Annotated in this window: 18 protein-coding genes; 10 read left to right on the top strand and 8 right to left on the bottom strand. The window is 69.1% G+C overall.

The window, feature by feature from the left end; genetic code table 11:
• Positions 1–102: 102 nt before the first annotated feature.
• The 5 genes from ACFWN7_RS04015 (at position 103) to ACFWN7_RS03995 (ending at position 4919) form a co-directional block, all read left to right on the top strand.
• Positions 103–1422, top strand: a complete 1320-nt coding sequence (locus tag ACFWN7_RS04015; protein ID WP_376937432.1) for a sensor histidine kinase — start codon at positions 103–105, stop codon at positions 1420–1422.
• Positions 1419–2102 carry a response regulator gene (locus ACFWN7_RS04010; RefSeq protein WP_376937431.1) on the top strand — a complete coding sequence of 228 codons (684 nt, stop codon included), beginning with the start codon at positions 1419–1421 and terminating at the stop codon, positions 2100–2102. The genes ACFWN7_RS04015 and ACFWN7_RS04010 overlap by 4 nt, the downstream gene beginning before the upstream one ends.
• 914 nt (positions 2103–3016) lie before the next feature.
• Positions 3017–3226: a hypothetical protein gene (locus ACFWN7_RS04005; protein WP_376937430.1), complete on the top strand. Its 210-nt coding sequence runs from the start codon at positions 3017–3019 to the stop codon at positions 3224–3226.
• A 5-nt stretch (positions 3227–3231) separates the two neighbouring features.
• Positions 3232–3870: a DNA-directed RNA polymerase subunit beta gene (locus tag ACFWN7_RS04000; RefSeq protein ID WP_376937429.1), complete on the top strand. Its 639-nt coding sequence runs from the start codon at positions 3232–3234 to the stop codon at positions 3868–3870.
• 161 nt (positions 3871–4031) lie between these two features.
• A complete protein-coding gene (locus ACFWN7_RS03995) occupies positions 4032–4919 on the top strand; it encodes an aminodeoxychorismate lyase (RefSeq protein ID WP_376937427.1) in 888 nt (295 codons plus the stop codon).
• Between the two features lie 19 nt (positions 4920–4938).
• On the opposite strand, the gene pstB is transcribed toward ACFWN7_RS03995, so the two are convergent.
• The 7 genes from pstB to ACFWN7_RS03960 form a co-directional block, all read right to left on the bottom strand.
• Positions 4939–5718 carry a phosphate ABC transporter ATP-binding protein PstB gene (pstB, locus tag ACFWN7_RS03990; RefSeq protein ID WP_376937426.1) on the bottom strand — a complete coding sequence of 260 codons (780 nt, stop codon included), beginning with the start codon at positions 5716–5718 and terminating at the stop codon, positions 4939–4941.
• Positions 5719–5743: 25 nt separating this feature from the next.
• Positions 5744–6853 carry a phosphate ABC transporter permease PstA gene (gene pstA / locus ACFWN7_RS03985; RefSeq protein WP_376937425.1) on the bottom strand — a complete coding sequence of 370 codons (1110 nt, stop codon included), beginning with the start codon at positions 6851–6853 and terminating at the stop codon, positions 5744–5746.
• On the bottom strand, positions 6853–7791 hold the full coding sequence (pstC, locus tag ACFWN7_RS03980) for a phosphate ABC transporter permease subunit PstC (RefSeq protein ID WP_376937424.1): 939 nt from the start codon (positions 7789–7791) through the stop codon (positions 6853–6855). The genes pstA and pstC overlap by 1 nt, the downstream gene beginning before the upstream one ends.
• 102 nt (positions 7792–7893) lie before the next feature.
• Complete coding sequence (gene pstS / locus ACFWN7_RS03975; protein WP_376937423.1) at positions 7894–8988, bottom strand: phosphate ABC transporter substrate-binding protein PstS; 1095 nt, start codon at positions 8986–8988, stop codon at positions 7894–7896.
• 149 nt (positions 8989–9137) lie between these two features.
• The gene (locus ACFWN7_RS03970) at positions 9138–10073 is read right to left on the bottom strand and encodes an NUDIX domain-containing protein (protein WP_376937422.1); all 936 of its coding nucleotides are present in this window, start codon (positions 10071–10073) and stop codon (positions 9138–9140) included.
• Positions 10070–12244, bottom strand: coding sequence for an RNA degradosome polyphosphate kinase (locus ACFWN7_RS03965; protein ID WP_376937421.1), 2175 nt, complete (start codon positions 12242–12244; stop codon positions 10070–10072). Before ACFWN7_RS03965 ends, ACFWN7_RS03970 begins: the two co-directional genes overlap by 4 nt.
• Positions 12245–12289: 45 nt before the next feature.
• Positions 12290–12979 carry a DNA-binding response regulator gene (locus ACFWN7_RS03960; protein WP_376937420.1) on the bottom strand — a complete coding sequence of 230 codons (690 nt, stop codon included), beginning with the start codon at positions 12977–12979 and terminating at the stop codon, positions 12290–12292.
• Between the two features lie 97 nt (positions 12980–13076).
• Here ACFWN7_RS03960 and ACFWN7_RS03955 point away from each other — a divergent pair, with 97 nt between their 5' ends.
• The 5 genes from ACFWN7_RS03955 to ACFWN7_RS03935 all read left to right on the top strand — a co-directional run bounded on the left by ACFWN7_RS03955 (position 13077) and on the right by ACFWN7_RS03935 (position 19844).
• The gene (locus ACFWN7_RS03955) at positions 13077–13394 is read left to right on the top strand and encodes a hypothetical protein (RefSeq protein ID WP_376937419.1); all 318 of its coding nucleotides are present in this window, start codon (positions 13077–13079) and stop codon (positions 13392–13394) included.
• 138 nt (positions 13395–13532) lie between these two features.
• Positions 13533–14141 (top strand): FABP family protein, encoded by a 609-nt coding sequence (locus ACFWN7_RS03950; RefSeq protein WP_376937418.1) that lies wholly within the window; start codon positions 13533–13535, stop codon positions 14139–14141.
• Positions 14141–15301, top strand: coding sequence for a YgfZ/GcvT domain-containing protein (locus tag ACFWN7_RS03945; protein ID WP_376937417.1), 1161 nt, complete (start codon positions 14141–14143; stop codon positions 15299–15301). Before ACFWN7_RS03950 ends, ACFWN7_RS03945 begins: the two co-directional genes overlap by 1 nt.
• Positions 15302–15723: 422 nt before the next feature.
• The gene (locus ACFWN7_RS03940; protein ID WP_376937416.1) at positions 15724–19083 is read left to right on the top strand and encodes a hypothetical protein; all 3360 of its coding nucleotides are present in this window, start codon (positions 15724–15726) and stop codon (positions 19081–19083) included.
• A 14-nt stretch (positions 19084–19097) separates the two neighbouring features.
• Positions 19098–19844, top strand: coding sequence for a phosphoglyceromutase (locus ACFWN7_RS03935; RefSeq protein ID WP_376937415.1), 747 nt, complete (start codon positions 19098–19100; stop codon positions 19842–19844).
• A gap of 3 nt (positions 19845–19847) precedes the next feature.
• Here the strand turns inward: ACFWN7_RS03935 and phoU are convergent, their stop codons facing one another.
• Positions 19848–20507 carry a phosphate signaling complex protein PhoU gene (gene phoU / locus ACFWN7_RS03930; protein WP_376937414.1) on the bottom strand — a complete coding sequence of 220 codons (660 nt, stop codon included), beginning with the start codon at positions 20505–20507 and terminating at the stop codon, positions 19848–19850.
• Positions 20508–20629: the final 122 nt, after the last annotated feature.

Below are 20629 nucleotides of genomic sequence, written 5' to 3'. Positions count from 1 at the left end.
TGGTGCTGATTCGTTCCGCAGCCTCTCCCGTCGCCACCTGCCGCCGCCTCACCCGATCGGGTGAGACCCGCGACGCGGCCCACCGATAACGTGGATCGAGCAATGACCCTGCCAGCCCGCCTCCAGCCGTCGCCCGCGCTCGCTCGGGCCGACTCGCCGCGCGCGCCGTCGCTCGCCGACTGGGTGTGGGCGGGTGCCGCCGCCGCGGCCCTCCTGCCCCTCACCCTCGTCGAGATCCTCAACGCGGCGCGCCTTCCCCAGGACGGCAGCTGGCTCGCCGCAACGCTCACGCTGTATGCGGCGCTGCACGTGACGGTCGCCCTCCGTCGCCGCTGGCTGCGGGCAGCGCTGGTCGTGGCATCCGCCGCCATGCTCGGTCTCGTGCTCGCAAGCCTTCCCGGCATGCCGTACGACGTCGTGCTGCTGCCGTCGAGCCTCTGCTTCCTCGTCGTCGTCTTCACCGCCGCGGCGAGCGACGACCGGCTCGCCGACCTCGCCGGGGTCGTGGTGGGACTCGTCGGAGCCGCGATGATCACGGCCGTCTCGGTGCCCTGGGCGCCGACGGCCGACCCGCCGGCACTGATCGCGCTGGAGGGGTTCCTCGTCGCGTCGATCGGCGCAGCGTGGGCTCTGGGACGCTATCGTCGCGAGTCCCATCGCAAGCTCGCCGCCCAGGAGCTGGGGCGAGCGCAGGCCGCCGAGATCAGGCTGCAGGCCGACCGGGCCGCCGGAGCCGCCGAGCGTCGCCGCATCGGCCGCGAACTGCACGACGTGATCTCGCACTCACTCGCGGTGATGGTCGCGCAGGCCGAGGCCGCCCGCGTGCTGCAGGGCCGGGACGACGCCCGCTCGCGTGCCGCGATCGAGCAGGTCGTCGCGACGGGCCGCACGGCGATGAGCGACATGCGCGGCCTCCTCGGGGTGCTCGCCGAACCGCCGTCCGCACCGGCGGACGCGCCGGTCGGCCTGCCTCGTGAGCCGAGCCCCGGGCTCGACGACATCGCGGCGCTCGTCGAGCGCGCCTCGGGCCCGCAACGGTCGGCCGAGCTCACGGTGTCGGGCGCTCGGGGCCGGGTGAGTCCCGGCGTCGCGCTCACCGCCTACCGCGTCGTGCAGGAGTCGCTCACGAACACCCTGCGACACACCCAGCCGCCGACCCGCAGCGAGGTGCACCTCATGTGGGGCGGCGATGAGCTCGTCGTCGTCGTCACGGACGATGGCGGTCAGAGGGCGCCGGATGCCGTGTCGGGTGCGGATGCCGCGTCAGGTCCGGGCGGCGTCGGCCGCGGCATCCGGGGCATGCGCGACCGGGTCGAACAGGTCGGCGGGCGCTTCGAGAGCGGCCCCGGGGTCGTCGGCGAATGGCGGACGCGTGCGACGCTGCCCCTCACCACTGAGGAGTCCGGTGGAGGAGTCCGGTGACTGAGTCCGCTGCCGCCGACCGCATCCGCGTGGCGATCGCCGACGACCAGGCGCTCATCCGTTCGGCCGTCAGCGCCATGGTCGAGGTGCACGACGGCCTCGATGTCGTGGCCGAGGCATCCGACGGCGCCGAATTGCTCGAACTGGCCCGTGCGCACCGCATCGACGTGGTGCTGATGGACATCCGGATGCCGCGCCTCGACGGCATCCAGGCGACAGCGTCGCTGCGTCGTGACCACCCGCACACCCGGGTGCTCGTGCTGACGACGTACGACCTCGACGAGTACGTCTTCGCCGCGATCCGCGCGGGTGCGAGCGGATTCCTCACCAAGGACGCCTCGAGCGACGAGCTCGCCGAGGCGATCCGGTCGGTGCACGCCGGCGACTCGGTGATCGCGCCGCGCGCGACCGCGAGTCTCGTGGAGTTCGTCGCACGGGTGCCCGAACCCGTCGATGCGGAGGCGCTGCTCGCTCCGCTGACCGCCCGCGAGCGCGAGGTGCTCGGCGAACTGCTGACCGGCGCCTCGAACGAGGCGATCGCCCGCCGCCTCTTCATGACCGGCAACACCGTGAAGACGCACATCGCGTCGATCCTCGCGAAGCTCGGGCTTCCCGACCGGGTGCACGTCGTGATCTGGGCCTTCGAGAACGGCGTCGCCGGGCGCGTGCCGCCCCACTGACGGGCCCCGCCGAGTCGGGGGACCTGAGCCGGTCGGCGTGTCCTGGGAAGCGCGTGGTCGTGCGCTGCGCCGGCCGGCCCGGCCCGCCTGTTCGGGTCGCTCGACCCGATGCGACAGTTCTACGCGGCCGGCGCCACCCGCAGAAGGCCCTTGACACGGGACGTCGATCGTGTTGGGCGCCGACGGGTCCATCGCGTGGCTGTGCATTGGTGCCCCATGGGCATAGAGGGCCGCTGATAGGGTGGTCGATGCCCCTATAGCTCAGTTGGTTAGAGCAACGGACTTCAAATGAACAAGATGGAGCGCCAGCGCAGAAATGCGTTGGATGACCGCCGCTATATGCTGGAACACCCTGAGAGCCCGAGGTACTCGCATCGACCAGATGCAGTGACAATCCGAGGGATTGGGCAATCAGCAGGTAACCGTAAGGGAACCTCAGAGACTACACGCGGCGCACCTGAACGATTCGGTCGAAGGTGAAGATATAGTCCAGACTGCAAGCCGTGCGTCGCACGGTGGCTAGGGAAACCTAGTGCAGCAGGTTAATCCGTGGGTCCAGGGTTCGAGTCCCTGTGGGGGCACGATGACCCGTCGCAGGCGAGACCTCGCCAGCCCGGCGCCGTGCGTGTCAGTGGATGCACATACGCTCCGAAGATGAAGGTGTGCACGATCTGTCGAAACCCACGGGAGAACTCCGAATTCAACCGTAAGAGCGCATCACCTGATGGGTTGCAGAACGTCTGTCGCGACTGCAACCGCGCGCAGGCGCGCGCGTACTACGCACGAAATCGAGAAGCCCATGTGCGCGTCATCATGCGGCGCAAGGCGGCGCAGCGACGCATTGCGATCGATGCGGTGGGTGCCTACCTCCTCACGCACACTTGCGTCGATGCGGTGAGTGCGACATCCGCGTCTTGGACTTCGACCACCGTGTTGAAGCGAAGAAGCAGGCCGACGTGATGCGGCTGGTCCAGCACGGCTACTCGCTCGCGCGCATCATGGCCGAGATCGCGAAGTGCGACGTCCGCTGCCGCAACTGCCACGCCAGGGTCACCTATGAACGCATGGGCGACAACTGGCGAACCGCGTTGATGCTGCGCGCTCAGGGTGGCGGGGTAACCTGACGGCGATGGCTTCCGATTTCCACCGACCCACACGGTTCCCGCCGGGCATGTTCGAGGGCTACCTCGGCGCGGAAGATCCGGCGCAGGTCAGCCGCGTGGCGCACGACACGGCTGCGGCGCTCCTGTCGCGGGTGCGGGCGGATCCCGATCCGGCCGTCGTCGCGCGTCTCGTCTCCTACACCGACAAGCACGGCATCGACGCGATCGCCGAGCTGTGGTCGCACGCGTCGGCGAAGAGCCTCCCCGGCGCGCTCTGGCGCGTCTACCTGCTGCGCGCCCTCATCCAGCAAGATCCGCACGGCGTGAGCCATGCATTCCAGCGGGGCACCGAGGTGTCGCACACGATCGACCAGGTCGTCGCCGGCGCTCCGATCCCCGCGAGCGCGCCAGAGGTGCAAGACCTCGCCGACCGCATCCTGCAGGGACTCTTCACGGGTGACTTCGCCGTCGCGCTCGAGCGGGCGGCCGCCTTCTCGAGGCTCGTCGCCGCAGGCTTCGCGAGCCTCGCAGACGACGCCGATGCCACGGATGCCGCAAATCCCGACCGGCCCGGCGAACTCACGCAGCGCGCGCTCCGTCTCACGCAGCTCGCCGACGAGTTCGCCTCGTGCGCGAGGCTCTGGCGACGCGATTCGCTCGACTGAGCGCTTGGTCCGCCGCGGGAATGTTCGAGCTCCGCGCCTCGTTTACACTTGACGTGGCCGGGCCGCAGTAACCCCGGGCTCCAATATTCGCCGCTGCGAGCGGCCTCGCGCCGAGAGGCGTTCTGCGGCCCGGCCATACACATGCCGCGTAGCATCGAGGGATGGCCGGAACCGTCACCCTCCTCATCGAACCGCTCCCCGCCGACGCGACCGTGCCCGATCTCGATGCGACGTTCCGCGAGGTCGACGCATCCGCGCCGGCGCTGCGGGTGGGGGAGCTCTCGACGCAGCGCGGCGACGGCATCTTCGAGACGATCGGCGTGGTCGACGGCCACGCGCAGGAGGCCCGGCCGCACCTGGAACGGCTGCGGAACTCGGCGCGCATCTGCGAGCTTCCCGAGCCGAACCTCCCGCAGTGGGAGGCCGCGATCGCGCGCGCCGTGGCGTCGCTCCCGCAACACGGCGAGTTCGCGCTGAAGCTCGTGCTGAGCCGAGGCGTCGAGCGCGGGCCGGCCCCCACCGCGTGGTTGCACGCGTCGCCCGCCGCCGACTTCAGCGCGGCACGGGAGCGCGGCATCCGGGTCGTCACCCTCGATCGCGGCTACGCGCGAGGCACCGCAGAGCGCGCCCCGTGGCTCCTGCTCGGCGCGAAGACTCTGAGCTACGCGGTGAACATGGCGGCCCTTCGCGAGGCGAGGCGACGCGGTGCCGACGACACGATCTTCACGACCTCCGACGGGTACGTCATGGAGGGGCCCACCTCGACCGTCATCATCCGCCGCGGCGACGCGTACGCCACGCCCGCCCCGTCGGGCGCGATCCTGCACGGCACCACGCAGCGCAGCCTCTTCGAGCACCTCGAGGCGTCCGGCAGGCGCACCGAGTACCGCGACATCCCGATCGCCGACCTCGGGGCCGCGGATGCCGCGTGGCTCGTGTCGAGCGTCCGGCTCGCCGCGGGCGTCACCGAGGTCGACGGGCGGCCGATGCCCTACGACGCCGACGAGACCCGCGAGTTGAACGCCTACCTGCTGAGCCCACGCGACTGACGGAGCCCCGCGGCATCCGTCACCCGAAGCGGCCCGAGACGTAGTCCTCGGTGGCCTTGACCGACGGATTCGAGAAGATCGTCGTCGTGTCGTCGTACTCGATGAGGTTGCCGGGCTTGCCGGTGCCCGCGATGTTGAAGAACGCGGTGCGGTCGGAGACGCGCGAAGCCTGCTGCATGTTGTGGGTCACGATCACGATTGTGTACTCCTGCTTGAGGTCTTCAATGAGGTCCTCGATCGCGAGCGTCGAGATCGGGTCGAGCGCCGAGCACGGCTCGTCCATGAGGATCACCTCGGGCGAGACCGCGATCGCGCGCGCGATGCACAGACGCTGCTGCTGGCCTCCCGAGAGACCCGAGCCCGGGCGGTCGAGGCGGTCCTTCACCTCGTTCCAGAGGTTCGCGCCGCGCAGCGACTTCTCGACCAGGTCGTCGGCGTCGGACTTCGTGATGCGCCGGTTGTTGAGCTTCACGCCCGCGAGCACGTTCTCCTTGATCGACATCGTGGGGAACGGGTTCGGTCGCTGGAACACCATGCCCACCTGACGGCGCACGAGCACGGGGTCGACGTCGGGGTCGTAGAGGTTGTTGCCGTCGATGAGCACGTCGCCCTCGACGCGGGCGCCGGGGATCACCTCGTGCATGCGGTTGAGGGTGCGGAGGAACGTCGACTTGCCGCACCCCGACGGACCGATGAACGCGGTGACGCTGCGGGGTTCGATCTCGAGGCTCACGCCCTCCACGGCGAGGAACTTCGAGTAGTAGACGTTGAGGTCACGGACTTCGATGCGCTTGGACACGGGATTCCTAACTGGTGCGTGCGGCTCAGCGGCCGAACTTCGGTGCGAAGAAGCGGGCGACGAGCCGCGCGATGAGGTTCAGCGCCATGACGATGAGGATGAGCGTGAGGGCGGCGGCCCACGCACGGTCGAGGTATGCCTCGGCAGGATTGCCCTGGTTCGCGTACTGCGTGTAGACGAACACCGGCAGCGACTGCATGCGACCGTCGAACAGGTTGTAGTTCATGCTCGCCGTGAAGCCCGCCGCGATGAGCAGCGGCGCGGTCTCCCCGATGACGCGGGCGATCGAGAGCATGATGCCGGTCGTGATGCCTGCGATCGAGGTGGGCAGCACGACCTTCACGATCGTGAGCCACTTGGGCACGCCGAGGGCGTACGCCGCCTCGCGCAGCTCGTTCGGCACGAGCCGCAGCATCTCCTCGCTCGACCGCACCACGACCGGGATCATGAGCACGGCGAGCGCCACGGCGCCGGCGATGCCGGTGCGGGTGCCGGGCCCGAGGAAGATCGAGAAGAGCGCATAGGCGAAGAGGCCGGCCACGATCGACGGAATGCCGGTCATCACGTCGACGAGGAAGGTGATGCCACGGGCGAGCCGGCCGCGGCCGTATTCGACCAGGTAGATCGAGGTGAGGAGGCCGATGGGGATGGAGATGATCGCGGCGGCGCCCGTGATGAGCACGGTGCCGACGATCGCGTGCAGCGCTCCGCCGCCCTCGCCGGTGATGTTGCGCATCGAGAACGTGAAGAACTCGACGTCGAAGCGTGCGAGGCCGTAGGTCACGACCGTGATGCCGAGCGAGACGAGCGGGATCATCGCGAGCACGAACGCTCCGGTGACGAGGGCGGTGACGAGGCGGTCCATCGCCCGTCTGCGTCCCTCGACGAGCGTCGAGAAGAGCCAGATCGACGGGATGTACAGCAGCGCTCCGACGACCAGTGTGCCGCCCCAGTCGAACCCGCCGCCGTCGGCGAGGGCGAGCACGCCGTAGACGGCCGCCGCGACGGCGATTGCCGCGCCGAGGATGACCCAGGGGGCGGGCTTGGGCAGGCGACCCGCGGTGAGCGAGTTCGCGATCGGCGACGGGGCCGGCCGGGTCGAGGTCTCGGGTTCGGGCTTCGTGGTGGTCGTCATCAGTTGGCTCCCGAGAATTCCTTGCGACGGCTCACGATCCAGCGGGCGAACGCGTTGACCGCGAACGTCACGACGAAGAGGATGAGGCCCGTGGCGATGAGCACGTTGACGTTCATCCCGTACGCCTCGGGGAAGCTGAGCGCGATGTTCGCGGCGATCGTCGACGGGTTCACCGAGGTGAGCAGCTGGAACGTGACCGCACCGGTGGCCGAGAGCACCATCGCGACCGCCATGGTCTCGCCGAGCGCGCGGCCGAGGCCGAGCACCGATGCCGAGATGATGCCCGAGCGGCCGAACGGCAGTACCGCCACGCGGATCATCTCCCAGCGGGTCGCTCCGAGGGCGAGTGCCGCCTCCTCGTGCAGTACCGGGGTCTGCAGGAAGACCTCGCGGCAGATGGCCGTCATGATCGGCAGCACCATCACGGCCAGTACGACGGCAGCGGTGAGGATGGTGCGGCCCGTGCCCGACACGGGCCCGGCGAAGAGCGGGAACCAGCCGAGGTTGTCGACGAGCCAGGTGTAGAACGGCTGCACCGCCGGGGCAAGCACGCCGATGCCCCACAGGCCGAACACGACCGAGGGCACGGCCGCGAGCAGGTCGACGATGTAGCCGAGCACCGAAGCGAGTCGCCGCGGGGCGTAGTGCGAGATGAACAGTGCGATGCCGATGGAGACCGGCACGGCCATGAGGAGCGCGAGCGCCGCCGCCCATACCGTGCCGAAGACGAGCGGGCCGACGTACGACCAGAAGTTCGTCTCCAGGATCGAGGCCTCCTCGCTCGTGGCGAAGAGCGCGGGAATGCTCTGCACGATGAGGAAGATCGCGACCGCAGCGAGCGTCACGAGGATCATCGATCCGGCGAACACGGCGGAACCCGAGAAGACCCGATCGCCCGGCCGTTGCTTCGCCGTGATCGTGGTGGTGGCAGAGCTCATCTGGCGCAATCCTCGAGTTCTCTGGTTCGGTTGAAACTGGGGACATGGCCGTGCCCGACCCCGTCGCGTTCCGCGAAACCTTCGGGGTCGGGCACGAACCTCCTACTGGATCGAATCGATCACAGCCGTGATCTTCTCGCGCAGCGTGTCCGAGATCGGGGCGGAGCCCGAGTTCTCGGATGCCGCGTCCTGGCCCTCGGCGCTCGCGACGAAGCCGAGGTACTCCTTGACGAGCTCCACGTTCGCCGCGTCGGCGTACTCGGCGCAGGCGATGAGGTAGCTCACGAGCACGATCGGGTAGACGCCGGCCTCGGTCGAGGTGCGGTCGAGCTCGATCGCGAGGTCGCCCTCGGCGCGGCCCGAGACGAACGGCGAGGCGTCGACGATCGCCGACGCGGCCTCGGGCGAGTACGAGACGAATTCGTCGCCGACCTTGATCGCCACGGTGCCGAGACCCTCGGCGCGCGAGGCATCCGCATAGCCGATGGTGCCGGTGCCGTTCTTCACGGCGTCGACCACCCCGGAGGTGCCCTGTGCGGCCTCGCCGCTCTCGAACGGCCATTCCTCGACCGCGCCGGCGGTCCAGGCATCGGGCGCCGCGGCCGCGAGGTACTCGGTGAAGTTGCCGGTGGTGCCCGACTTGTCGGAGCGGTGCACCGCGGTGATCGCGAGGTCGGGCAGCGTCACGCCCGGGTTCGTCGCGGCGATCGCCGGGTCATTCCACTTCGTGATCGTGCCGGCGAAGATGCCCGCGACGGTGGCCGCGTCGAGGTCGAGGGAGTCGACGCCGTCGAGGTTGAAGATCACCGCGATCGGCGAGATGTAGACCGGCAGCTCGACGATCGAGCTGTCGGGCACGCACTTCTCGAAGCCGCCCGCTTCGATCTCCTCATCCTTGAATGCACGGTCGGAGCCGGCGAAGTCGCTGGCCCCGGCGAGGAAGGTGTCGCGTCCCGCGCCCGAGCCGGAGGGGTCGTAGTCGATCGTGACGTCGGGGTTCGCGGTCTGGAATCCGGCGATCCAGGCCGCTTGGGCCGTTTCCTGCGAGGAGGCGCCGGCGCCGACGAGGCTGCCCGAGAGCGACGAGGCCGACTCGTCGGCTGCGGCGGCGCCGCCCTCGTTCGAGGCACAGGAGCTGAGCGCGAGCGCCGCCGTGACGGCGAAGGCGATGGGCACGCCGAAACGCTTGAGGTTCACGTGATTCCCTTCCGGGGGGTTCGATTGCAGGATTCGGGGCCGGTGCCGACCCGCCTGCGACGGTAATCAGCTCGCCTTACGAGCTTCCGCCACGCCGGTGAACGGGAGGTGAACGAGGTCTGTCGGTGCGGGTGCCGCCGCCGCGATGGTCAGGCTCTCGGCGCGTGCGTCTCGATCGCGATGATGCCCGAGCCGGAGTTCGTCGCGGAGAGGTGCACGACGCTGAACGCCCCGGTCTCGAGCCCCGCGGCATCCGTCACGTACGAACCGAGCGGTGTCGCCGTCGCGAGGGCGATCTCCCGGATCATCTCGGGCAGCACCGGGCCGTGGCCGCAGATGACCGTGGTCTTGCCCGAGCGCACGCGCTTGCCGACGACGCGTCGCACCTCGGCGTCGTCGGACTCCCACGCGTCCTGACTGATGCCGGCCTCGCGCTTGATCTCGATGCCCGTCGCCGCCGCGAGGGGGGCGACCGTCGTCACGCACCGAACCGCGGGGCTCGAGACGATGCGCTTCGGCGCCCAGGCGGTGAGGGTGTCGACGAGGCTCGCGGCCTGCGCCACGCCGCGCTCGGCGAGCGGCCGCGAGGCATCCGGACCCTTCCATGCCCCTCGTCCGACGGCCTTGCCGTGGCGCAGGAGCAGGAGCGCGAACGTGCTCGTGACGCCCTGTTCGACGAGCTTCGCGAAGTTCTCCAGGATCTCCCTGTCGGGCTCGTAGCTGAGGTATCCGCGGGCGCGCTTGATCGTGACCCACTCGAGCGCGGCGACCTCCGCGTTCGGCTTGAACGTCGAGCGCTGCACCGAGCGCTCGCTCACCTCGGCCGCCCAGTAGTGCACGATCTTCTCCCGCCCGCTCGGCATCGGGTATCGCGAGACGCCGAGCGGCACGCCGAGCGCGACCTCGAGCCCCGTCTCCTCGGCGATCTCTCGCACGGCGGTGCGCGGCAGCGACTCGCCGGGCTCGACCTTGCCCTTCGGGATCGTCACGTCGCCGTACACGGTGCGGTGGATGACCAGCACGTGCAGCTTGCCGTCGATGAAGCGCCAGCACACGGCGCCCGCGGCGTAGACCGCAGTCGTCACCGTCGCTTCCCCGTGCGGGTGCGCCGTCCGATCTGCTGCATGAGGCGGCTCTGGATGTCGTCGAGCGGATGCCCCGCATCGTCGATCGAGTGGCGGGTCCACTCGCCGTCGCCGTCGAGCCACCACGAGCTCGTCGTCTCGGCCATGGCCTGGTCGAAGAGCGAGTCGATCTGGGCGAGGTGGTCGGGATCGACGAGCCGCACCAGCGCCTCGATGCGCCGGTCGAGGTTGCGGTGCATCATGTCGGCGGAGCCGATGTAGACCTGCGGGTCGCCGTCGTTCAGGAACGAGAAGATGCGCGAGTGCTCGAGGTACCGGCCGAGGATGGAGCGTACGCGGATGTTCTCGCTGAGCCCCGGGATGCCGGGGCGGAGGCTGCAGATGCCGCGCACCCAGACGTCGACCGGAACGCCGGCGTTCGAGGCCCGATACAGCGCGTCGATGATCGCCTCGTCGACCATGGAGTTCACCTTGATCCGGATGCCGGAGGGCCGCCCGGCCTCGGCGTTGCGCACCTCCGCCGCGATGAGCTTGAGGAGCCCCTTCCGCAGGTGCAGCGGCGCCACCAGGAGGCGTTTGAACTTCTTCTCGATCGCGTAGCCCGAGAGTTCGTTGAACAGGCGCGTCAGGTCTTTGCCGACCTGGTCGTCTGCGGTGAAGAGGCCGAGGTCCTCGTAGATGCGGCTCGTCTTCGGGTTGTAATTGCCCGTGCCGATGTGGCTGTAGTGGCGAAGTCCGCCCTTCTCCTGCCGGATCACCAGCGCGAGCTTGCAGTGGGTCTTCAACCCGACGAGGCCGTAGACGACGTGCACGCCGGCCTTCTCGAGCTTGCGCGCCCACGTGATGTTCGCCTGCTCGTCGAAGCGGGCCTTGATCTCGACGAGGGCGAGCACCTGCTTGCCGGACTCCGCGGCGTCGATGAGCGCCTCGACGATCGGGCTGTCGCCGGACGTGCGATAGAGCGTCTGCTTGATCGCGAGCACATCGGGGTCGGCGGCGGCCTGCTCCACGAACGCCTGCACGCTCGTGGCGAAGGACTCGTACGGATGGTGCACGAGCACGTCCTTGCGCGCGATGGCGGCGAACACGTCGGGCTTCAGGTTCGGTTCGGAGGGCAGCAGCTGCACGCTCGTGGTCGGCACGTGCGTGGGGTAGTGCAGTTCGGGCCGATCGAGCCGGGAGAGGTCGAAGAGCCCGCCGAGGTCGAGCGGGGCGGGAAGGCGGAAGATCCCCTGGTCGGGCACGTCGAGCTCGCGGGAGAGCAGACCGAGCGTCACCTCATCCATGTCGTCGGTGATCTCGAGCCGGATGGGCGGCCCGAAACGACGACGGAGCAGCTCCTTCTCGAGCGCTTTGATGAGGTTCTCGGTCTCGTCCTCCTCGATCTCGACATCCTCGTTGCGGGTCACGCGGAACACGTGGTGCTCCACGATCTCCATACCCGGGAACAGGTCGCCGAGGTGGTTGGCGATGAGGTCCTCGAGCGTGATGTACCGGGCGTCCTCGATGGTCTCCTCGGGGTCGACGCGCACGAAGCGCGGCAGCATCTGCGGCACCTTGACCCGGGCGAACTCCTGTCGGCCGGTCCTGCTGTTGCGCACGCGCACCGAGAGGTTGAGCGAGAGACCCGAGATATAGGGGAACGGATGCGCCGGATCCACCGCGAGCGGCATGAGCACCGGGAAGATCTGGCGGGAGAAGTATCCGTGCAGGTGGGCGGTCTCGCGCTCGCCGAGGTCGTCCCACGAGACGATGCGGATGCCGGCTTCGGCGAGGGCGGGCTTGACGAGCTCCTGGTAGACGGCGGCCTGCCGTTCCTGCAGTTCGTTGGCCTTCTTCGAGATGTCGCTGAGCACGTCGACCGGAGCACGGCCCACATTCGTCGGCACGGCGAGGCCGGTGAGGATACGGCGTTTCAGGCCCGCGACGCGCACCATGAAGAACTCGTCGAGGTTCGAGGCGAAGATCGCGAGGAAGTTCGCCCGCTCGAGCACGGGCTGCCGTGGGTCCTCCGCGAGCTCGAGCACCCGCTGATTGAACGCGAGCCAACTGAGTTCGCGATCGAGGTAGCGTTCGGCCGGCAGCTCGGGCGCGCCCTCGATGTCGAACGGCTCGAAGTCGTCGTCGAAATCGCTCGCGGTGCGGTCTTCGTCGAGGACGCTGTCGGTCATCCCCTCATCATGCCATTCGCGCCGACGACGCCGGCGGGTGCCGCGTCAATGCGCGGTGACGGGTGCGCCGTGGTCGTCGTCCTCGTGCACGTTGAAGCGGTAGCCCACGTTGCGCACCGTGCCGATGAGGCTGTCGAGATCGCCGAGCTTCGCGCGCAGCCTCCGCACGTGCACGTCGACGGTGCGAGTGCCGCCGAAGTAGTCGTAGCCCCAGACCTCGCTCAGCAGTTGCTCGCGGGTGAAGACCCGGGACGGATGCGCCGCGAGGAAGCGGAGGAGCTCGAACTCCTTGAACGTCAGGTCGAGCGCTCGCCCGTGCACCTTCGCCGAATAGCTGGCCTCGTCGATGACGACGCCGGACGTCTGGATGCGTTCGGCCGGCTGCGCGGACCGGGCGCGGCCGATGGCGAGTCGGATGCGGGCGTCGAGCTCTGCGGGACCGGCATGCTCGAGCACGACGTCGTCGACGCCCCAGTCGGACGTGACCGCGGCGAGACCGCCCTCGGTCACGATGAGGATGAGCGGCACCGACAGCCCGGTGGTGCGAAGGATCTGCGAGAGGGCCTTCGCGCCCGCCAGGTTCGTGCGCGCATCGAGGAGGACGAGATCGGATTCGGGCGCCCTCACCAGCTGCTCGGGCGAGGCGGGGATGACCCGCGTGCGGTGAGACAGGAGCGTCAGAGCCGGGAGAACGTCGTCGTCGTCCGCCGGCGACAGGATCAGCAGCTGCGCCACGGCAGTACCTCCTCCGTAGTCACCGGCCTCCAGTAGTAGGGTGCGGTCAATACTACGGGACGCCGACGGGCGTCAATGCGAGACGGGCGGGGAGCAGATGCAGGCGGACGGTGCACCGGCGAGAAGCGGATGGCCCGGCATCCTGCTCATCTGGGTCGTCGCCCTCGCCGGGGCGATCGCCGTCATCGTCCTCGCGTACACCGGCACGACGGATTGGTTCGGCGACTCCACGCCGGTCGGCGTCTACGCCGCCCTCGGCGTCGTCTTCGCGACGTGCGTGCTCCTGACACTCGCCGCGCAACTCGCCTCGCGCCGGCCCGAGGGGTTCGTCGCGAGGACGAGTTCGTCGATCGCCGGGGCCGTCGTCGTCGTCGCCCTCGCGGCCCTCGCAGCGGCCCCCGTCGTGCTCGTGTGAGCGGGTAGACTCGGAGCATGTCGCAGCTGCTCGCCCTCGAACTCCTCTTCATCGGCTTGCTCGGCCTCGCGAGCCTCGCGATCGCGTGGATCAGCGGCGTCGTCGTCTTCAAACTGTTCAGGGGGCAGCGCTAGTCGCATGATCGAGCTACCCGTCGACCTTCCGGCCGAGCTCGTCCCGCTCTCATGGCTCATCGGCGTCTGGGAGGGGTCAGGTGTGATCGACTACAAGGTCGCCGACGGCTCGATCTCGCATGAGTTCGGCCAGCGCGTGAGCTTCAGCCACGACGGAATGCCGTACCTCAACTACACCTCGTACACGTGGCTCTTCAACGATGAGCCCGACGGCGATCCCGAGCCCCTCGCCGCCGAGACCGGCTATTGGCGCATCGAACGGCAGCTCGGCGAGGGCGATGCCGGCCCGGCGCTGTTGCCGGCGGTCGGTCCGTCGCGCTACTCCGATGCGGAGTCGGTCGAGACACTGCGCAACGCCGGCGGGGGATTCGACCTCGAGGTGGCGCTCGTGCACCCGGGCGGCGTCGCCGAGCTCTACCTGGGGCAGGTGAAGGGGCCGCGCATCGACCTCGCCACCGACGCCGTCATGCGCACCGCCGGCGCGAAGGACTACGCCGCGGCGACCCGGCTCTACGGGCTCGTGGAGGGTCACCTCCTCTGGGCGTGGGACATCGCCGCTCTGGGGCAGGACTTGCGCACCCACGCCTCGGCCCGACTCGCGAAGGTGGACTGATGACGCACGACCCCTTCCTCGCGCTCGACGGTGCCGTGCCCGCCGAAGGCGTCGACGTAGGCGTCGCCGGCCATTACGGCAATCCCATCGTCGAACAGCGCCGACTCGAGCGCGGCGAGGCGGTCGTCGACTGCTCGAACCGCGGCGTGCTCACGGTCACCGGCGCCGACCGGCTCACGTGGCTGCACTCGATGGCGAGCCAGGCACTCGATCGGCTCGCTCCCGGAGGGTCGGCAGAGGCGCTCTTCCTTGACGCATCCGGCCGCATCGAGCACGTCGCGCACGTCGTCGACGACGGTGTGAGGAGTTGGCTCATCGTCGAGGGCTCCGACGCCGAACCCCTCGCGGCGTTCCTCGAACGCATGCGCTTCATGCTCCGCGTCGAGGTGGCCGACCGCACGGCCGAGTTCGCCGTCATCGGCGCCATGTCGACGTCGGCACTCGATGCCGCGACATCCGCTGCCCCACCGAACGGCGTCGCGCTCGACTGGATCGATCCGTGGTCGGCGCCCGCGCCCGGCGCGCACCGCTACGCTCCAGACGCGGGCCACCCGTCATCCGGCTGGCATTGGATCGAACGCGTCGTGCCACGTGCGGCCCTCGCCGACGCCGCGGCCGCCGTGCGCGCCGGCCGGGTCGCAGTGGCAGGCTCGCTCGCGGCCGAGGCCCTCCGCATCGCGGCGTGGCGCCCGCGCCTCGCCACCGAGGTCGACGAGAAGTCGATCCCGCATGAGCTCGACTGGCTGCGCAGTTCCGTCGACCTCGGCAAGGGCTGCTACAAGGGGCAGGAGACGGTCGCGAAGGTGCTGAACCTCGGCCGTCCGCCCCGGCGCCTCGTGCTGCTGCACCTCGACGGCAGCGACACGGTGCTGCCAGCACCGGGCGACGCGGTCGTCGGCGAGAAGGTGCGCCCCGAGCCCGCCGACGGCGCGGCACCCGAGCGTCGCACGGTCGGGCACATCACCTCGAGCGCCATGCACCACGAACTGGGCCCCGTCGCACTCGCCGTCGTGAAGCGCCAGGTGCCTGCCGCGCTCGAGCTCATCGTCGAGAGCCACGGCATCGATGTCGCGGCGGCACAGGTCGAGATCGTCCCCGCCGACGCGGGTGCGGCGGTCGAGGTGCCGAGGCTGCCGAGGCTGGGCGTCCGCAAGCCGTAGCGGGTCAGCCCGGCGCGACCGCCGCCCACGGCACCGTGAGCTCGCCGCGCCGTGCGCGCCCGCGCCGGGTCGATCTCGAGGCCGGCCCGGCGCAGGCGGTCGGCGTTCGTCGTCCCCCGCGTGAGGGATCCGACCGGCATCCGTCCAGGCTCGTAGCCCCTCGCGAGCGGTCTGCCGCCGGATGCACCCAGACCTGGGGGGGTTCACCCTGATGCGGCCGCACCTGAGGAGGGCCATAGTCGGGACTATCGCGACGAATCCTTCGGACCCGAGGGGAGGGTCTCGAAATGAACTCCATAATGCCGACCCCCAACACGGACACCCGTGCTCGAAGCGAGACGCCGAAGCCGAGACGTCGTCGCGGCTCTCGCCGCAGGGTGGCTGCCTTCACTCGCGCGTTCATCTCCAGTGACGACCTCCTGGTGACCGTGATCGCAGTGTCGATGACGCTCAGTGCGCTCTCGGTCTACCAGGCGACACGGGCCGCCGACGAAGCCGGCGAACTCCTCGATCAATCGCGCATCGTGCACGCTGAGGCCGCCCGCCAATCCGGCTACGTGGAAACGGTGATCGATCACGACGTCGAGATCCTCCGGCGCTACTGCGACGTGTCCTTCCAGCGCGACATGGGGCGAGTGTCATACCTCGACCCAGATCTGGATGTCTCGCAGTTGGTGACGACGACCCTCGAACTGGACATGCTCAGGCCGCTCCTGCTCGGAGATCGGGCGGCGGAGTGCGGGGCGGGCGTCGAGGCAGAGGAGGCTGCGTATTCTGCGACGCGTGCCGCCCAGACGGTGCAGAGCCTGCAGGGCGTAGATTACGTCCCCACTCACGGCGACGGCGCCGAGTTCGTCCACCGGGCCGCCGAACGCGACAGGAACGAGCAGGCGCTGATGCTTGCTGCGCTGCTCTTCGCGATCGTCGTGGCGGCCGCGATCGCCATCGATCAGCTGGGCGACCAGGCTCGCCGTCCTGGAAGGCTGCACATGCGAACCGCTCGGCGTTCGCGGCAGACGACGCTGCTCGTGTGCGCTCTGAGTTTCGCAGTGGGGACGATACTCCTCGTCGTCAACGGAGTCGCCTGGCCGCTCACCGTCGGCGTGCTGGCGGGTCTCTCGATCATCATCGTCGTGCAGTGGTGGTGGCTGCGGCGGCGCGGCCGCCCCGACGAGCCGACCCCGACCACACCCGGACGCTTCCAGTGGTGGGCTGAGATCACCGGCGCCATCACACTCATCGCGTTCTCGGCGGCCGCGGTGGGACTCTCGCTCGTCTCCATCCAGGAGCGCGATGCGAAGTCGGACGGCGACCGACTGACCGAGCTGGCGCAGGAGTTGCAGCGCAGCGGCCAGCAACAGGCACTCCGAGACCTGTCGACCTTGCCCATCGTCGGTCAGCTCGAGGCGCAGGAGGTCGCCGCTCGCCAACTCGCCGTGACGGACCCCGATGCTGCCGGCGATCTCGCCGAGATCGCCGCCACGCGCGTCATGTTCGACACGCAGAGCCAACGGATCGAGCGTGGTGCCAGAGGAAACGACACCGTCTTCAACGACAGTGGCGTCGACGGCTGCTCCGAAGCCGAACCCGTGGACGCGCTCCCTCCGAGCGAGCTGTACGCCTCACGCGAAACGAACCCCGAGATCGACGTCTACGCGTGGCATGTGCTGAAGCAACAGCAGGCCTCCCGGGAGTGCGACATCGCGGCCGCGGTGACACGCGACAGCGCTCGCATCTGGTCGTCCCACGCGTCGACCCTGACGATCGCGCTGGTGGTGCTGGGGCTCGCCGGGTTCCTCCTCGCCCTTGCCTCCAGTTCCGAGCGGTCGGCACGCAGCTCTCGATCCCTGCTTGCGATGGGGGCGACGGCCATGGCCGCCGGAGTGGTCTTCGGTCTCCTCACGGCACCCGACCTGCTCTGGCGTGCCCGGATTCCGAACACGGATGCCGTGCAGCGATTCGCCGCGGACCTCGCGGCCGGGTCTCAAGACCCGTGTGCGTCTCATGGGCGAGTGGAGGCCGCGATCGAGGCGTTCGATCGATATGGGCCGGCATTCGAGGCCATGGCATGGTCGCGGCACTGCCCCGCCGTGACATACGACTGGCCGTACATCTCGTCCGACGTCGACCGGGACGTCGTGCCGGCTCTCATCGCGGACATCTCGAGGGCGGTCGAGCTGGGACCGTCGACCCCGTTGCTGGTCGGGAACCTCGGGTGGTTCCACATTCTCCACGGGATCCAACAGGACGATGAGAGCGCGCTCCGAATCGGCATGGGACATACCGATGACGCCTTGGCACAGCTTGAAGACCAGCCTCGAGAACTGGCCCAAGGGGTGCATGCGTTCCGGTTCAACCGGGCGCTGGCGCTCGCGGCGCTCGGCGAGCGCGGCGCAGCATTGACGGCGTATGAGAAGGCCGTCGACTGTCTGGAGCCCGAAGCGGAATGCGTCGGGGGCGGCCTCCTCGATTGGGGCCTCACTGCGAACATGCTCCTGGCCGCGCTCGCGGATCTGGAGCTCTTGAGCGTCGCTGACGATCTGAGCGGGTATCGTCTGGCGATCCTCGGTCAGCGCGAGTCGACCCGAGAGGATGCGGCGCTCGCCGGCGCCACCCTGGAGGTCTTTCCGCAGGAGGTCCAGGTCGACACCGAGGTCGACACGCCCGTGGACTCGATCGTCTGGTACTACCGCCCCGGCGACAACATGACGTGGGCGGTGCTGTCGCAGCCGACGTACACGACGCTCTACTGGGGATCCCACCTGAACACTCCGGTGGCGGCCCGCGACCTGCTCGAACCCGGACAGTATCGCGCGGATGTCTACACCGACGGACAGCGGATCGCATTGCACGCCGATTGGGCGAGCGATGACGGCCTCGAGCGGCGCGAGTCGCGGCTCCTCGGGCTCAGCGCCGTCGTCCCCGGTGATTGGGAGGAGTCCACGGACAACGGCGTCGAATGGCACCTCGGCCCGACGGAGACGTCTGGGATCACGCTTCGGCGAGTGGAGGGCGTGGTGTTCGACGCCGTTGACGTGCTGTCGCACCTCGACCGGCAGTTGCATGACTGGTCGGCCACGGCGGCGCATGCGCATCTGGCGCCCGACCAGGACGGATGGTTCCTGGGGCTCCCCGACGTCCTCGTCGAAACAGAACCCGACACCGGCGTGAAGCTGGCAACCGGGCTCGATCCGTACGGATCCGAATCGGGGTGCGGTGGAGCCTTGTTCCTGGCGCGAATCGGCGGTGAGGGCGTCGATCCGGCATCCGTCCCGGCGCTCTACGACTCGATCGTCCTGGAGCGGCGGGCGGAGCATCTGCCCGACCTCGAGGGGACGCTCGCAACCGAGGGAGTGACCGTGGAAGTCCCGGCTGGCTGGGATGCCGCCGTCAGGCCCCCGGGTGGCACCGGGCGCCTGATGGCCGCAAAGGACTGCCCCGGCGCCGCCAACCTGCTGGTGGACCAAGAACCGTACGACGGCGACCTCGCCTCCTACGTCGACTCCGTCGTCGGCAGCTACCTCGACGATCCATCCGGGTTCCCCTCCTTCGTCCTCGAGGAGCGAGCGCCGCTCGAGGTGCAAGGCGCCCCGAGCGCGGAGCTGCTCCGGTACACCTGGCTGCCCGAGGGGTTCGCCGAGCCGATCCGCCAATGGCAGGTCTTCGCGCAGCGGGACGGAACCGTGACCTACGGCACCCTGACCACGTATGCGTCCGACCGCGAGTACTACGCAGACGACGTGGACCTGATCGTGAACTCGATGGTGCTCGGCGACCCTTAGCTAGGCTGTTCCACATGCCTTACACCCTCGTGCTGCTTCGCCACGGCAACAGCGAATGGAACCAGAAGAACCTGTTCACCGGTTGGGTCGACGTACGGCTCAGCGATCTCGGCGAGGCCGAGGCGAAGCGCGCCGGCGACCTGCTCGTCGAGCACGACATGCTGCCCGACGTGCAGCACACGTCGGTGCTCACCCGGGCCATCCAGACGGCGAACATCGCCCTCGACGTGGCCGACCGCGCCTGGATCGACGTGCGCCGCTCGTGGCGCCTGAACGAGCGCCACTACGGTGCCCTGCAGGGCCTCGACAAGGCCGAGACGCTCGAGAAGTACGGTCCCGAGCAGTTCCAGCTCTGGCGTCGTTCCTTCGACACTCCGCCGCCGCCGCTGGCCGACGACGCCGAGTGGTCGCAGGTCGGCGACCCGCAGTACGCGAACCTCTCCGACGACGAGATGCCCCGCACGGAGTGCCTGAAGGACGTCGTCGCGCGCATGCTGCCCTACTGGGAGACGGACATCATCCCCGACCTCGCCGCCGGCAAGACCGTGCTCGTCACGGCGCACGGCAACTCGTTGCGGGCCCTGGTGAAGCACCTCGACGGCATCTCCGACGAGGACATCGCTGAGCTCAACATCCCCACGGGCATCCCGCTCGTCTACCGGCTCGGCGACGACTTCATGCCGCTCGGTCCGGGTGAGTACCTCGACCCCGAGGCTGCGGCCGCGGGAGCCGCAGCGGTCGCCGCGCAGGGCAGGAAGTAGCGGTCAGGGCGCCGACTTCTCGGGGTCCCAGTCGCCCGTGACGAGGTACTGCACCTTCTTCGCGATCGAGACGGCGTGGTCGGCGAATCGCTCGTGGTATCGGCTCGCGAGCGTGACGTCGACCGTCTCGACGGCCTCGCCCTTCCAGGTCGCGCCGAGGACCTTGTCGAACACGTGGAGGTGCAGCGCGTCGACCTTGTCGTCCTCGTTGCGGATCTCCTCGGCGAGCACCACGTCCTCGGTGCGGAGGAGTTCTACGAGCTTCCGGGCGATCTCGACGTCGAGCCGCCCCAACTCGGCGAAGGTCGGCCGAAGCGACTTCAGCACGACCTTGTCGGGGTAGCGGTACCTCGCCAGCTGCGAGATGTGGGTCGACATGTCGCCCATGCGCTCGAGTGACGCGCTGATGCGCAGCGCGCTCACCACGATGCGGAGGTCGCGCGCCACGGGCTGCTGCCTGGCAAGGATCGTGATGGCGAGCTCGTCGAGCGCGACCGTGAGCTGGTCGATGCGGTAGTCGTCGGCGATCACCTCCTCGGCGAGCGTCACGTCGGACCTGTTGAAGGCACGGGTCGCCTTCTCGATGGAATCGGCGACGAGCTCTGCGGTCTCGACGAGTCGATCCTGCACCTCCCGCAGTTCCTGCTGGAACACCTCACGCATGTCACGTTCCTCTGTCTGCTCGGTTCCGCGCTGAACGCACGGTCGCACCGGTTCGATCCGGTCCCGCGACATCCTCCCGTCGTCAGGTGAACAGCAGGTGCCGGAAGGCTGAACATTCGTTA

This window comes from Agromyces sp. NPDC058484 (genome assembly GCF_042720415.1).
Taxonomy (GTDB): Bacteria; Actinomycetota; Actinomycetes; order Actinomycetales; family Microbacteriaceae; genus Agromyces.
This window is presented reverse-complemented; position numbering and strand designations above follow the sequence as displayed.